The 14,890-nt window shown below is 71.3% G+C and carries 12 protein-coding genes; 8 read left to right on the plus strand and 4 right to left on the minus strand.

Annotated features, from left to right (window positions below):
- Positions 1 to 13 precede the first annotated feature (13 nt).
- Positions 14 to 385, minus strand: coding sequence for an ArsR/SmtB family transcription factor (locus ACH442_RS26415; RefSeq protein ID WP_396340791.1), 372 nt, complete (start codon positions 383 to 385; stop codon positions 14 to 16).
- Between the two features lie 76 nt (positions 386 to 461).
- Here ACH442_RS26415 and ACH442_RS26420 point away from each other — a divergent pair, with 76 nt between their 5' ends.
- The 4 genes from ACH442_RS26420 (at position 462) to ACH442_RS26435 (ending at position 5,198) form a co-directional block, all read left to right on the plus strand.
- The gene (locus ACH442_RS26420) at positions 462 to 932 is read left to right on the plus strand and encodes an ArsI/CadI family heavy metal resistance metalloenzyme (protein ID WP_396340792.1); all 471 of its coding nucleotides are present in this window, start codon (positions 462 to 464) and stop codon (positions 930 to 932) included.
- A gap of 314 nt (positions 933 to 1,246) precedes the next feature.
- Positions 1,247 to 2,077 (plus strand): ABC transporter ATP-binding protein, encoded by an 831-nt coding sequence (locus ACH442_RS26425; protein ID WP_396340793.1) that lies wholly within the window; start codon positions 1,247 to 1,249, stop codon positions 2,075 to 2,077.
- Complete coding sequence (locus ACH442_RS26430; protein ID WP_396340794.1) at positions 2,074 to 3,129, plus strand: ABC transporter substrate-binding protein; 1,056 nt, start codon at positions 2,074 to 2,076, stop codon at positions 3,127 to 3,129. Before ACH442_RS26425 ends, ACH442_RS26430 begins: the two co-directional genes overlap by 4 nt.
- On the plus strand, positions 3,126 to 5,198 hold the full coding sequence (locus ACH442_RS26435) for an iron ABC transporter permease (RefSeq protein ID WP_396340795.1): 2,073 nt from the start codon (positions 3,126 to 3,128) through the stop codon (positions 5,196 to 5,198). The genes ACH442_RS26430 and ACH442_RS26435 overlap by 4 nt, the downstream gene beginning before the upstream one ends.
- Positions 5,199 to 5,930: 732 nt before the next feature.
- On the opposite strand, the gene msrA is transcribed toward ACH442_RS26435, so the two are convergent.
- The 3 genes from msrA to lysX form a co-directional block, all read right to left on the minus strand.
- Positions 5,931 to 6,434, minus strand: a complete 504-nt coding sequence (msrA, locus tag ACH442_RS26440; protein WP_396341020.1) for a peptide-methionine (S)-S-oxide reductase MsrA — start codon at positions 6,432 to 6,434, stop codon at positions 5,931 to 5,933.
- Between the two features lie 310 nt (positions 6,435 to 6,744).
- Positions 6,745 to 7,227, minus strand: coding sequence for a GNAT family N-acetyltransferase (locus tag ACH442_RS26445; protein ID WP_396340796.1), 483 nt, complete (start codon positions 7,225 to 7,227; stop codon positions 6,745 to 6,747).
- A gap of 694 nt (positions 7,228 to 7,921) precedes the next feature.
- A complete protein-coding gene (lysX, locus tag ACH442_RS26450) occupies positions 7,922 to 11,311 on the minus strand; it encodes a bifunctional lysylphosphatidylglycerol synthetase/lysine--tRNA ligase LysX (protein ID WP_396340797.1) in 3,390 nt (1,129 codons plus the stop codon).
- Between the two features lie 607 nt (positions 11,312 to 11,918).
- Between lysX and ACH442_RS26455 the strand changes: the two genes are divergently transcribed.
- From ACH442_RS26455 to ACH442_RS26470, 4 genes are all read left to right on the plus strand, one after another.
- Entirely contained in the window at positions 11,919 to 12,257 is a 339-nt protein-coding gene (locus ACH442_RS26455; RefSeq protein ID WP_396340798.1) for an STAS domain-containing protein, read from the plus strand.
- A gap of 74 nt (positions 12,258 to 12,331) precedes the next feature.
- A complete protein-coding gene (locus ACH442_RS26460; protein ID WP_396340799.1) occupies positions 12,332 to 12,790 on the plus strand; it encodes a DUF6232 family protein in 459 nt (152 codons plus the stop codon).
- Between the two features lie 43 nt (positions 12,791 to 12,833).
- Positions 12,834 to 13,796 (plus strand): undecaprenyl-diphosphate phosphatase, encoded by a 963-nt coding sequence (locus ACH442_RS26465; protein ID WP_396340800.1) that lies wholly within the window; start codon positions 12,834 to 12,836, stop codon positions 13,794 to 13,796.
- A 62-nt stretch (positions 13,797 to 13,858) separates the two neighbouring features.
- Entirely contained in the window at positions 13,859 to 14,713 is an 855-nt protein-coding gene (locus ACH442_RS26470) for a M15 family metallopeptidase (protein ID WP_396340801.1), read from the plus strand.
- Positions 14,714 to 14,890 lie beyond the last annotated feature (177 nt).

Consider the following 14,890-nt stretch of genomic DNA (forward strand, 5'->3'; position numbering starts at 1 on the left):
ACTGCGGGTGCGGTCACGGCGTGGCCGCCGCAACGGTGGCGTCGGCGGGATCGAGAAACTGCGAGAGCAGGGCAAGCTTGGCCGGGATGATCCAGTAGTAGACCCAGGTGCCGCGGCGCTGGCAGTCGACCAGGCCGGCCTCGCGCAGCTGCCGCAGGTGATACGAAATCGTCGGGCCGGTCAGGTCGAACGCGTCGGTGATGTCGCAGACGCAGACCTCGCCGCCCTTACGGGCCGCGATCAGCGACAGCACCCTCAGCCGGACCGGGTCGCCGAGCACCTTGAACGAGCGGGCCAGCTCGGCCGCGCCCTCCGGGGACAGCGCTTCGGCGACCATCGGCTCGCAGCAGCCGGCGACCGGCAGCACTTTCTCTTGCCTAGACACACCTCTAGGTTGACAGCCCTCTAGGCAACGATGCAAGCTGCTATCTAGAGATTCATCTAGATAAGTGGAGGGTGTCATGTCCCGTGTTCAGCTCGCACTGCGTGTCTCGGACCTGGAGGCCTCGGTCGCGTTCTACACCAAACTCCTCGGCGCCGAGCCGGCCAAGCGCCGCCCCGGGTACGCGAACTTCGCAATCGCCGAGCCGCCGCTCAAGCTGGTCCTGCTCGAAGGCGAGCCCGGCCGGCCGACCGTGCTGGACCACCTCGGCGTCGAGGTCGAGACGACCGAGCAGGTCGACGCCGCGACCAACCGGCTCACCGACGCCGGCCTGATCACCCTGACCGAGGGCGACACCGAATGCTGCTACGCGCTGCAGGACAAGGTGTGGGTCCGCGGCCCGGGCAACGAGCCCTGGGAGGTGTATGTGGTCAAGGGCGACTCCGCCGTCGGCGACAAGCCGATCGCGGCCGCTGAGAGCTGCTGCGCCGACCCCGCTGCCACCGATTCGGCGCCGGTCGCGGTGGCGGCCTCGCCGGGCTGCTGCTGACCGGTTCAAGGATGAGCCCGGGCCGGCGCGGGTCAGCTCGCACGCAGGCCCGGGCCGGTGCGCGCGGCCCGTCCAAACAGCGCGGCGACTACGCTGCCGCCACGCCGCACCGGGACCTGAGCCCGGGCGCGTGGCGGCGCGGCCCGGGCACGGTGATCCGCCACGCCGTGTCACCGGCCGCGGACGACTCGGTGACCCCGGGCGCGCTGACGTCCGGAGTCCCGTATCCGGTGTCCGGACTCCCGGATTGCCGAGCAACAAGATCATCATCTAGCCTCTGTTAGGCAAGGCAACCCTAACCGAGTCGGAGTCCGATGGTGTCCACGTCCGTCCTGCGCGGTGAGCAGCTCGTGCTCGGCTATGGCCAGGCGCCCGTGGTCCACGGCGTCTCGGTCACGCTGCAGCCCGGTCGCGTCACGGCGCTGATCGGCCCGAACGGCAGCGGCAAGTCGACCCTGCTGCGCTCGCTCGCCCGGCTGCACCGCGTCGACGACGGCCGGGTGCTGCTCCAGGACCGCGCGGTGGCACAGCTCAGCGCACGGGAGTTCGCCCGCGAGGTCACGCTCTTCTCGCAGTCCCGCCAGGCCCCGCACGGCTTGACGGTCAGTGAGGTCGTCGCGTTCGGGCGGCACCCGCATCGGCGCCGCTTCGCCGGGCTCTCCCCCAGCGATCGGGACGCCGTCGACAACGCGATGACCGCTACCGGCGTACGGGAAATGGCTTCTCGTCCTGTCGGTGAGCTCTCCGGCGGCGAGATGCAGCGCGTCTGGCTGGCGGCGTGCCTCGCTCAGGAGACCGGCGTCGTGCTGCTCGACGAGCCGACCAACCACCTGGATCTGCGCTATCAGATCGAAACCCTCGACGTGGTACGCGATCTGGCCGACGACCGGGGTGTCGCCGTCGGGATCGTGCTGCACGACCTCGACCACGCCGCCCGCGTCGCCGACACGCTCGTCCTGATGAAGGACGGCCGGGTCCACGCCACCGGCGACCCCGTGCACGTGCTCACCGCCGAGCACATCAGTGACGTCTACGGCCTGCGCGTGGAGGTCGAGGTCGACGCGCGCACCGGCCGGATTCGCATCGACCCGATCGGGCGGCACCCCGGCCGCACGATGATCCACCCAGGAGAACGAACCGCATGATCCCCGTTTCCCGCCTCGCGGCCACCGCGGCGACCCTTGCCGTGACCGCGGCGCTCACCGCCTGCGGCACCACGAAGGTCGAGCCGGCCGCCGGGACCCCGGCCGCGCCGGCGTCGCAGACCTGCGCCGACGACAAGACCACGACGGCGACCGGCCCGGTGTCGCTGACCGACGGCGTCGGCCGCAAGGTCGAGCTGGCCGCGCCGGCGTCCCGGGTCGCGGTCCTGGAGTGGCAGCAGACCGAGGACGTGCTGACGCTCTGTCTGAACCCGGTCGCGGTCGCCGACGCCAAGGGCTACAGCACGTACGTGAAGGCCGAGACCCTGCCCGCGACCGCGGTCGACACCGGTGAACGCGGCGAGCCCGACCTCGACAAGCTGTACGCGGCCAACCCGGACCTGATCATCGTCGAGGCGTTCAAGGCCGACGACGAGATCATCGGCAAGCTGGAGAAGCGCGGCGTGCCGGTGCTCGCGACGGTCGGCGCCGACGCGACCGGCCAGATCGCGAACATGAAGAAGGTCTTCTCGATGATCGCCCGGGCGACCGGGCGCACCGAGCGGGCCGACCTGGTACTCAAGCAGTTCGACGAGCACCTGACCGAGGCGAAGACGAAGGTCGCGGCCGCGAACGTGACCGCCGAGGACTTCCTGTTCTTCGACGGCTGGATCGAGGGTGGCAACGTCGTCATCCGCCCGTACGGCCAGGGTGCGCTCTTCACCGAGCTCGGCGAGCAGCTCGGGATGACCGCGGCGTGGACCGACGCGATCAACAAGACGTACGGCAGCGGGGGCGTCGACCCCGCGTACGGCCTCGCCCAGACCGACATCGAGGGTCTCACCGCCGTCGGCAGCGCGACGCTGTTCTACTCCGATGACCAGACCGCCGAGAGCTACGTCAAAGAGCTGGTCAAGAGCCCGATCTGGACGAAGCTCCCGGCCGTGACCGAGAAGCGCGCGTACGCGTTCCCGGCCGGCGTCTGGGGCGCCGGCGGCCCGCGGTCCAACGAAGAGGCGATCGACGCCTACGTGAAGATCCTGACCAAGCAGTGAGCGACACCCGAGCTCCGGTCGGGCTCGGACGCGGCGCGAGCGGGGCGGCAGTGCTTGCCGTCCTGCTCGTCACCGTGATCCTGGTCGGGCTGTGGCACGTCACGCAGGGCACCTCCGGCGTGGGGTTCTGGGATCTGCTGCGTTACCTGCTCGGCGCGCACACGAACGTCGGCGGCGTCCCGATCGGCGACATCGTCACCGGCTCCCGCCTGCCCCGCATGTTCGCCGGGATCGCGGTCGGGGTCGCGCTCGGCGCCAGCGGTGCGCTGCTGCAGTCGGTCACCCGCAACGCGCTCGCCGCCCCGGACACCCTGGCCGTCACCGCCGGGTCGTACTTCGCTCTCTGCACGGTCGCCGCGTTCAACCTGGCCGTGCCGCTGTGGGCCTCGGGCGCGGTCGCGTTCGGCGGTGGCCTGCTCGCCGCCGGACTCGTGCTCGCGCTGGTCGGCACCGCGTCCGGCATCGGCTCGACCCGGCTGATCCTGGCCGGCTCCGCGGTCGCGATGGCCCTCGACGCGGCCACCGCGATCCTGCTGATCCTGTTCAAGGAGAACACCACCGGCCTGTACGCGTGGGGCAGCGGCTCCCTCGCCCAGCTCAACCTGGACGCCGCCACCCGCGCCGCCCCGGTCGTCGTCGCCGTGCTCGCCGTCGCCGTCCTGCTGTCCCGGCGCCTCGACGTGCTCGGCCTCGGCGACGACACGGCCGCCTCGCTCGGCGTGCCGATCCGCTCCACCCGGATCCTCGCGATCCTCTGCGCGGTGCTGCTGACCAGCGTCTCGGTGACCCTCGCGGGGCCGATCGCGTTCATCGGCCTGGCCGCGCCCGTCGCCGTGCGCCTCGCCGCCAACCGGATCGGCGTACTGAGCCGGCACGCGTTCCTCATCCCGGCCTGCGGTCTGGCCGGCGCCCTGCTCGTGCTGCTCGCCGACGCGGTGCTGCGCGCGGTCCTCGGCGCTCAGGCCGCCGCGTCGATCCCCACCGGCATCCCCACCTCGCTGCTCGGCGCCGCAGTCATCGTGATCCTCGCGCTGCGGCTGCGCGACGTCGGCGCCGGACGGGAAGCACCCCGCGCGCACGTCGCGGTCCGCTCCCGCCGCCGCTTCATGACCGTCCTGACCCTCGTCGCCGCGCTGCTGATCACGGTGGTGATCGGTGGTCTGCTGGCCGGGAGCCTGTGGTTGCGTACCGGGGATGTGGTCCTCTGGTTGCAGGGCACCGCGCCGGATCTGATCGCCCGCGCACTCGACGACCGGGCCCCGCGCGTCGCCGCGGCCGTCGTCGCCGGAGCCGCGCTCGCCCTGGCCGGAACCGTCGTGCAGGGCACCGTCCGCAACCCGCTCGCCGAACCGGGCGTCCTGGGCATCACGGCCGGCGCCGGTCTGGGCGCGGTCATCGTGGTGACCTCCGGCTCCGGCGGGCGGCCCGCGCTCGTCGTCACCGCCGTCACCATGGGACTCGCCACGTTCGCGCTGATCGCCGTCCTCGCCTGGCGCGGCGGCATCATGCCCGACCGGTTTCTGCTGATCGGAATCGGCTGCGGGTACGCGCTCACCGACATCAGCACGTTCCTGCTGCTGCGCGCCGACCCGTGGGACACGCCACGCATCCTGACCTGGCTGTCCGGAACCACCTACGGCCGATCATTTCCGGACGTGCTCCCGGTCGCGATCGTCCTCCTCGTCGCCACTCCCCTGGTGCTGGGCCTGCGCCGCCAGCTCGACCTCTTGTCCATCGACGAAGACACCCCGAAAATCTTCGGCGTACGTCGTGAAGCCGCGCGACTCACCCTGCTGACGATCGCCGCCGTCACCGCCGCGGTGAGCGTCATCGCCGTCGGCGTCGTCGGCTTCGCCGGCCTCGTCGCGCCGCACCTCGCCCGCAGCCTCGTCGGCGCCCGCCACGGCCGCGTCATCCCGGTCGCCATGCTGCTCGGCGCCCTGCTCGTCGGCGTCGCCGACGCCCTCGGCCGCACGGTCATCGCCCCCTCCCAGATCCCGGCCGGCCTGATGATGGCCCTGGTCGGAACCCCCTACTTCATCTGGCTCCTCCGCCACTCCCGCGCCTGATCAAGCCGACCGGCCCGGATCGGCTCGCCAGGCGGCAGCCTCCGGCTCCTCCGCCACTCCCGCGCTGGATCAAGCCGACCGGCCCGGATCGGCTCGCGAGGCGGCATCGTCACTGGATTTGCGGTGCGGGAACGGCATTCTTGCGGGATCGGCGGCCTTACGAGCGCGGGCTCGACGGCCTTGTCAGAACGGGGGCGATCGTGATCATCGAGAGGGCTACCGGGGACGACATCGATGTGATCATGGGGTGGCGGCGGGAGCGGGTGGCGTGGCTCGGCGCGCGGGGGCTCGATCAATGGGCGATCCCGCTGCCACGATCCGCGGTGGAGGCGACCGTCGCGGCCGGGCAGACGTGGCTGGTCCGGGACGGGCGGGAGGCGGTTGCGACGGTGACGCTCACGACGTACGCGGAAATGGCGGGTCTCTGGAAACCGGACCTCGACCCGGAAGCGCTCTGGCAGCCCGGGGACGAACCGGCCGACGCCCTTTACGCGGCCAAGGCGATGGTGCCGATCGCGCGGTCGGGCGCCGGACTCGGTGCGGAAATGCTGGACTGGGCGGGCGGCCGGGCGTGGGAAGCCGGGCTCGGCCGGCTGCGGCTGGACGCCTGGACGACCAACCCACGGTTGCACGAGTATTACCGGCAGCGGGGATTCCAGCACGTCCGCACCGTGGCCAGTCGCGTCTCCGGCGCCTGCTTCCAGCGCCCGGCCCGACCCTATCGCGGCTTCCTCACGACTGGCGGCGCGGCAACTTCCAGTCCGGGCGGGGGAAGTGGCAGGTGTAGCCGTTCGGAATCCGCTCCAGATAGTCCTGGTGCTCGGGCTCGGCCTCCCAGAACGGGCCGGCCGCGGTCACCTCGGTGACGACCTTGCCCGGCCACAGACCCGACGCCTCGACATCCGCGATCGTGTCCTCGGCGACCCGCTTCTGCTCGTCGCTCTCGAAGAAGATCGCCGAACGGTAACTGGTGCCGATGTCGTTGCCCTGCCGGTTCAGCGTGGTCGGGTCGTGGATCTGGAAGAAGAACTCCAGCAGATCACGGTAGGACGTGACCGCCGGGTCGAACGTGATCTCGATGGCCTCGGCGTGACCCTCGTGGTTGCGGTAGGTGGCATTGTCCACGTGACCACCCGTGTAACCGACTCTCGTCGTGGTCACCCCGGGGCGCTTGCGGATCAGATCCTGCATGCCCCAGAAGCAGCCACCGGCCAGAATTGCCTTTTCCGTCGCCATCGTGCGTCCTCCCTCGTTGTCGTGCCCGTCCAGCATGCCCGATCCGGGGGCCGGCGCCCGGCCGTTGTCAGCACGATCACCCACCGCGCTGTTCCATCACCGCGGTGCCCGTGGCCGCGGCCCTTTCGCCGGCGCCCGGTGGCTGCCGCCGCTCGCGGTCCTCGGTGGTCACGGTTGGCGTGCCGCCACCTGCGTCTCCGCTCGCGTCGGCTGCCGCCGCTCCCGGCTGTCGGTGGGCAGGGTCCGCTCGCCGGCGGCGAGCCCCACCCACGCAAGCGCAAACCCCCGGCCACCCGCCAACCGCAACCCCTCAGACCACCTCGCGCTGGAACCGGGTGCCTGATCTGCCGCCGACCCGGGCCGGGCCGACGGGTACGAAACCCGCTTTGAGCAGCACTTTCCGCGAGGCAACGTTCTGATCGGAGGTGGCCGCCCGCAATCGGCGCAGCCCGTGCTCGGCCGCGGCCAGCTTGCACATCTCCTGGACGGCCGCCGTCGCCACTCCGCGCCCGGCGACGTTCTGCCCGACCCGGTAACCGAGATCCGCACTTCCCGCACCCACGTTGTACAGGTTGAACCGGCCGAGCACCGATCCGTCCTCGGCGACCAGCACGTAGTACACACACGTGCCGGATTCCTGCTCGCGCAGGGCCTCGTCATGCCGTACGGGGAAATGGTCGAAGAAATCGTCTCCCCGATCCGAGATCGATGCCGCGAAGTAGGCGCGATGGGCCAGCTCGAAAGCAAGAACCGCCGCGGCATGATCGGCGCGCAACCGCTCCAACTGGGGCACGGGGTCAAGTCTTGCACTCCTGCGCTGCTGTCCGGCACGACCCGCAGGAAGGCCGGATCGGCACGGTGCCCGCCCGGGCCGTCCTGATCGAGCCGGCCGCGGTGATGAGCACCGCGACCGAGCGACTCCGTGAGCCGGTCGGCGTGCCCGAGGCGCCGGCTGCGACCGAGGTGCCGCGTCCGCACCGGCCGTTGCGGTCCGCGCTCGGGGTCGCCGGCACGATCCGCGTCGACGGGAGGTCGTCGCCGCGATCGAGGGCCCGCGGACGCCGGCCGCTCGCTGAGGGGCCGGCCCGAGGGCACCGCGCCGACGGGCCGGACGGTCCACAATGGGTCCATGACTTCTGGGGAACCGGGGCCGGTGTTGTCGGAGCATCGCGGAGTGGTCGACGCCCCTCCGGATCAGATCCGGGCGCTGCTGCTCGACGTCCGCCCCGGCCAGTTCGCCGGGGCCGACGTCCCCTTGGTCCTGGGTGAGCAGGGTGACCGCCGAGTCGTGATCACCGGCGGCCCGGACGTGTTCCGCGCGAGCCTGGCCGGTGTCCCGGTGACGATCGAGGTGGATCGGGCGGCCGGCTGGGTGCAGGCTCGCGGCGAGTGGTGGTGGTGTGGCCGGTTCCGCGTGGAGGACGGGTCGATCGTCCGGCAGCAGACGTTCAACCTGGCTCAGGGGCCGGCCGGGAAACTGGTTCCGTTCACGATCGGGCGTGGGCATCGGCGGGCCGGGGAGAGGGCGTTGCAGCGGGTTCTGGACGATCTGTCCGAGCGCCTGGGCTGCGCGGCTCGGCTGCTGCCGGGCGATGGAACGGGAAAGCGAGCGTAGCCCGGATCGACGTGCCGGTGAGCAGCATGACGAGGCGGTCGACGCCGAGTCCGAGGCCACCGGTGGGTGGCATCGCGAAGTCGAGCGCGGTCAGGAACGCCTCGTCGATCTGCATCGCCTCCGGGTCGCCGGCCGCGGCTTTCAGTGACTGGGCGGTGAGGCGGTTGCGCTGTTCGACGGGGTCGATCAGTTCGGAGTACGCCGTGCCCAGCTCCATCCCGAACGCCACGAGGTCCCACCGTTCGGCCAGTCGTGGGTCGCTGCGGTGGGTGCGGGTCAGCGGTGACGTCTCCAACGGGAAGTCGGTGTAGAACGTCGGGTACGTCGTCTGCTTCTCGACCAGAGCGTCGTAGAGTTCCACGACCAGCTCCCCCGCGGTCGCGTCGGCGGGCGCGTGAACGTGGTGACGGGCGCAGACTTCCCGGACCGAATCGATCGGGGTTGCTGAGTTCAACGCGGCGCCGGTCGCGCGGTTGACCGCCTCGTGGACGGTCATGATCGGCCACGGCGCGCTGAGGTCGACCGGCCCCTCGGGCCGCATCGCCACCGGACGGCCGTGCACCGCGGTCGCCACGTCGAGGATCAGCTCGCGAGTAAGGTCACGCATCGTGACGTAGTCGGCGTAGGCCTGGTACGCCTCCAGCGACGTGAACTCGGGGTTGTGGGTGGCGTCCACGCCCTCGTTGCGGAAGTTCCGGTTGAGTTCGAAGACTTTCTCCATGCCGGCGACGCAGAGCCGCTTGAGGTATAGCTCGGGTGCGATCCGCAGGTAGAGCTCCATGTCGTACGCGTTGATGTGCGTCCGGAACGGCCGCGCGGTCGCCCCGCCGTGCACCGCCTGCAGCATCGGCGTCTCCACTTCGGCGAAACCCCGTGCGTGGAACCCGTCGCGCAGCGCCCGCACCGCCACACCGCGGTCCCGCAGCACGCGCATCGAGTCCGGGTTGACCAGCAGGTCCAGGTGTCGCTGGCTGACGCGCGCCTCCGGGTCGGTGAACCCGGCGTGCGCGTCCGGCAGCGGGCGCAGGCACTTCGCGGCCATGGTCCACTCGACGGCCAGGATCGACAGTTCACCGTTACGCGACGTGACGATCTCGCCGGTGACGCTGACGTGGTCGCCGAGGTCGACGGTGCGCCGCCACCGCACACGGGCGTCGACCGGGGTGTCTTTTTCGGTCAGCATCGCCTGGAGCGTGACGTCGCCCTCCTGCAGCACGGCGAAGAGCACGCCACCCAGGTCGCGCAGGGCGCGGACCCGGCCGGTGACCGAGACACGGGTGCCGGTGTGCGCGTCCGCCACCTGGCCGGGGTGTGCGGCGCGGACCGCGGCGAGGGTGGACGTGCGCGGGACGGCCACCGGGTACGGTTCGGCCAGCCGTTCCATCTTGGCCAGGCGGGCCTGTTGTTGCTGGCTGAGACGCCGCGGCGGCCGTACCGGGCGAAGCAGGTCCTGTTCCTGGGCGCGCACCGCCTCGTGGAAGGGCACGTCGCCGACCAGCTCGTTCGTCGGGTCGGGCGCCGGCGGCGCCAGGGACGGCAGGAATCCTTCGGCCATGCCGGCGGCCAGGACCGCGCGGCTCAACGTCAGCGACGAGTCGTAGCAGAGGAACCGCGGCACCCACGACGGCAGATATTTCGCGTTCGCCCGGTACAGCGACTCCAGCTGCCAGAACCGGGACGCCACCGACAGCACCGCGTCGGAGAGCCGCGTCACCGGGCCGGCGCCGACGCTGTCGGCCGAGCTGAAGACCGACCGGAACATCGCGAAGTTCAGCGAGACCTGCCGCACGCCGAGATCCGGGCACGCCTGCACCAAAGCGGACACCATGAACTCGGTCAGACCGTTCTCGGCGCGCCGGTCAGCCCGCATCAGGTCGAGCGACAACCCGCGCACACCCCACGGCACGAACGTGAGCACGCCGTGGACCACGCCGTCCGGGTCGTGCGCGGTCACCACCACGCAACGCTCGTCGGCCGGGTCCCCGAACCGGCCCAGCGCCATCGAGAACCCGCGCTCGGAGCCGTCCCCACGCCAGACCGCGGCGAGTTTGTCCAGCTCGGCGAGCTCGGCCGGGTCGATCGTGTGCTGCCGCCGGACCTGCGACGTGTATCCGGCGTTGCGCACCCGGGTCACCGCGCGCCGCACCGGACGCATCACCCGCCCGTCCAGATGGAAGCCGGTCACGTCGAGGATCGCCTCGTCACCGATGTTCAACGCTTTCAGACCGGCTTCGACGTACGCGTTGGCCCCCGCCTCACTCGCCGACAGCACCGCCGGGAACCACCCGTGCGCGCGCGCCTCGGCCAGCCAAGCGCTGATCGCTTCCGGCCACGAGCCGACGTGCCCGATCGGGTCGGCGCTCGCCAGACTCACCGACGCCACCACTCGGTAGGTGATCGCCGCCCGCCCGTCCGGCGAGAAGATCACCGACTTGTCCCGCCGGGTCGCGAAGTATCCCAGCGAGTCCCGCTCCCCGTCGGCCAGCACCAGCCGGCGCAGCCGCACCTCGGCGTCGGCACTCAGATACTGCGTGGCGCGCGCCGACCGCAGGAAGATCGCCACCGCACCGAGCAGCACCAGGGCCGAGACGGTCGACGCGCCCACCGACACCCAGTGGTGCCCGTGATGCCCGTGCAGCCCGGCGTTGTCCCCGGCCGCGTTCAGCCCGAACGCCGACCGGTTGGCCCAGCGCACCCGCTCCCCCGCGCCGCGCAGCGTGTCCGGGAACATCCACGTCCAGCTGAACGCGAGGGCCCACGCGGCGGCGAGGCCACCGATCAGGACAGCGATCGCCGTACGCCGCGACGCGTGCGCCAGCCGAGCCGGAAAAGCCTTGCGCGACCGCCACAGCAGAACGGTGATGACCAGCCCGATCGGGGCCGCCCCGATCGTCACGATCAGCTCGGTCCGGCTCAGGTCCAGGTCGGCCTTCGCGGGCTGATCCCAGTACACGATCCCGACCGCGGCAACCGCGACGTCCACCAGCGTGGCCAGCACCTGAAACGTCAGGAGCAGCAGAAACGCCGCTCGCAACCGCCGTCGCAGCGCACTGCCCATCAGCAGCAGCACCGCGGCGATGAACAGGTTCGGCTCGGCCGGGACGTTCACCAGCTCGAACGCGTAGTCCACCGTCCACGTCCAGTGGAACGCCCGGAACGGGAAACTGAGCACCACCCAGACCCCGGCGATCGTGACGAGCCGCCCCGGCCAATCCGCGAACCAGTCCTGCCGTTCCCGCCCACCGGCGTCCACAGTTGCCACGAGCGCTCACGTTAGCCGAGCTGAGCCCACCATTCCACGCAGCTCACGTCCACTACTCGCGCCCGCATCGAAGATCAACGTCAAATGCTTCATGTCCTATCTCCGCTGTGGTCCTTCTCCGCCGCTCCCGCGGGGACCCTTCCGGGCCTCGCAGGGCCGTGGCCGGCCCTGAACGCGAGACCCGGAAGGGCGACGTCCGCGGGTGGTCGCGCCCAGAGCGCCACCCCGTCGTGCCCCGCAGTCCCCGCCCGTCGGAGTCCGCGACCGATCCCGTGGCCCAGCAAGCAGCGCAGGGGGTGACTCGCTGCGGGCTTGCGTCTACCCGGCGGGCGTCGGGGTGGCGGTGTGACTGCCGTGCGGGTTTCGGCGCCGGGACCACCCACGGAGATCGCCCTGGAGGGCTGAGCGCTCTGGGCGCCCTGCGCCCTGCTCGGCCCGTAAGGGTCCCCGCGGGAGCGGCGGAGGATGACCACAGCGAAGATCGGCAAGGAATCGCATTCGATCTGGTGGGGGCGGGGTGAAACTTTGCACCGTGGCATCGACCGGGCGGCATGTGGTGCGTAACCTGACGTCTCGGAGAACTTCGGGTGACAGAAGGTTGACATCCATGACCGCTACGACGGTGGACGTCGGCACCGGGCCCGACGGCACGCTGGTCATCCGGCCGCACGGGAGCCTGGACGACGCGGATGCGGTGGATCTGCAGCGCACGCTGGTGCACGCGATCCGGCACACGCGCCCGTTGCGCCTGGTGGTGGACCTGGTCGAGGTCGGCGATCTCGATCCGATCAACCTGGGCACGCTGGCGGCGGCGTGCGTGCTGGGCGACGAGCACAAGGTCGCCGTCTTTCTCGATCATCCGCGGCAGTGGATCGCCGACCGGCTGGCGTCGGCGGGGGTGCCGGCGCATCGGGTGCGACATGTGACGCCTGCTGCCGGAATGTGACAGCCCGATCGTGGGCCGATCAGTGAACTGATCTTGTGTTCCGACGCATCCTGGGTACGGATGGGTGGTGCGGGATGCGGATCTACTACCAGGACGCGGACATCACGGTCGCCGCGTCGGGCATCGCGGTGCACGGTCGGACGTATGCGCTGGGTGACATCGAGGAGGCGTGGCGCGGGGCGCGCCGGGCCGTGGGGCGCAAGTCGCTGATCGCGTGGGCGGTGCTGCTCGTGGCGGTCGTCGTCGAGGCCGCGGTCTGGTGGAGCACGCGCTGGATCTGGGCGGGTCGCGGTCTGCTGCTGGTCGCGGCGATTCTGCTGGTACGGGTAATCGCGCACCTCGCGGCCGGCTCGACGGGCCTGCAGGCGATGGAGGACATCCGGCGTTACGGCCGGTCGCAGGAGCTGTGGATCACGGTGGCACGGGCGCCGGTCCGCGTGTTGTGCACCGACGACGCGATCCGTTACGGCCAGGTGTGCCGGGCGTTGAGCCGCGCGCTGGACGATCACGAAGCGGCGCGCAGCGTCTCCTGATTCTCAGCGTTTTCTCATCGGCGGCCGGGAACGATGTGCCGCCATGGTCGTTCCCTCCCTCACGTACCCCGAAGCGGTGGTCATCGGACTGCTCCAGGGCGTCACCGAACTGTTCCCCGTCTCCAGCCTGGGGCACAGTGTGCTGCTGCCGGCCGTGATCGGCGGCAGCTGGGCACGTGACCTGAACCTGGGCGCGGATCAGTCGCCCTACCTGGCGTTTCTCGTGGCCGTGCACGTGGCGACGGCCGCCGCGCTGGTCTGGTTCTTCCGCGCCGACTGGGTGCGGATCGTCCGCGGGCTGGTCACCTCGGTCCGCGACCGGCGGATCATCGACGCCGACCAGCGGCTGGCCTGGCTGCTGATCGTGGCGACCGTCCCGGTCGGACTGGCGGGGCTGCTGCTGGAGCACACGGTTCGCACGACGCTGGGAAAACCGCTGCCGGCCTCGTTGTTCCTGATCATCAACGGACTCCTGCTGGCCGGTGTCGAAAGACTTCGCGGGCGTACGGCCCAGCCCCGCACCCCGGTCCCGGTCGCCCTTGCCGAACCCGGCGTGTACGTCGGATCGACCGCCCAGGCGGGTGTCTCCGCTGCTCACGGCGACGTCGAGTCCGATCGTCGGCTGGCCGGGCTCGGCTGGCGGCAGGCGACCGTGATCGGCGCCGCGCAGATCCTCGCCCTGCTGCCCGGGATCAGCCGCTCAGGTGTCACGATGGGCGCCGGACTGCTGCGCGGGCTGTCCCACGAGGACGCCGCCCGGTTCGCGTTCCTGCTGGCCACCCCGGTGATCGCCGCGGCCGGTGTGCTGAAGCTGCCGGAGCTGGCCGGGCCCGCCGGTCGCGGGGTGGCCGGGCCGGTGCTGGTGGGCAGCGTGGTGGCGGGGCTCGCGGCGTACGTCTCGTTGCGGTTCCTGACCCGGTACTTCGAGACGCGGACGTTGAACCCGTTCGCGGTGTACTGCATCGTGGCGGGGCTGGCGGGGTTCGCCTGGTTCGGGATGAACTGAGCTGGCAGACTGGCGGACCGGCGGGGACGACGACGCGGGGCGGCGGCATGGTGCGGTATCTGATGAGCACGGTGGCCGTGGTGGTGTGCGGCGCGCTGGCGGCCTGTTCCAGCGGGGGCGACGTGTACGCGGCCTCGTCCGCGCCCGCGCCGCCGGTTGTCGCGTCGCCGCCGCCGCTGCCCAGCGCCACCAGCGTCAGCAGTTCCAGCAGCGCGACCGCGGCCCCGTCCTGGCTCGGGACCCGGGTGCTGAAAGTCGGCTCCGACGGGTTCGCGGCGGCCCAGACGACCCCGCCCGAGCTGCGGAACCGTTCGATCGTCACGACGGACGAGCTGCCGCCGCCGGCCGACGGGCAGTTCCACTCCAGCGTCGAGGCGGTTCCGGCGGACGTGCTCGCCCGCTCGTCGTGGAGCAGTGACTGCCCGGTCGAGGCCCAGGATCTGCGGTACGTGACGGTCAGCTTCCGCGGCTTCGACGGGCTGGCGCACACCGGTGAGCTGCTGGTGAACGCGAAAGCCGCGAAAGCACTGGTCACGGTCTTCGGCAAGCTGTTCGCGGCGGACTATCCGATCGAGCAGATGCGGATCAGCAGCACCGCCGAGCTGAACGCGGCGCCGACCGGGGACGGCAACACCACCGAGGGGTTCGCCTGTCGTCCCGTGCGGGGAAGCAAGTCGTGGTCGCAGCACGCGTACGGGCTGGCGGTGGACGTGAATCCGTTCCACAACCCGTACCACAAGGGTGCCGTGGTGCTGCCCGAGCTGGCGACCTCCTACCTCGACCGCGGCACCGTGCGCCGCGGAATGATCGTCCCCGGCGGGCCGGTCGTGGCCGCGTTCGCCTCGGTCGGGTGGAAGTGGGGCGGGGACTACCGCTCGCTGAAGGACTTCATGCACTTCTCCGCCAACGGCGGCTGATCGGCTGACGCTGGGGTCGCGCGGATGACCATCCGGGCGGCACCTCAGCGCCCTGCTCGACCTCGACGTGGAGACCGGCTCGCTGCACCGGGCCCTGCACGACCGGGGCTGCACCCGGCCCTCGGCTCGTCCCGGCTGACCGCGCAGCGGGCAGGCGCCGACGCCGAGCGTCTGCGC

It is taken from the genome of Actinoplanes sp. NPDC020271 (assembly GCF_044388125.1).
GTDB lineage: Bacteria > Actinomycetota > Actinomycetes > Mycobacteriales > Micromonosporaceae > Actinoplanes.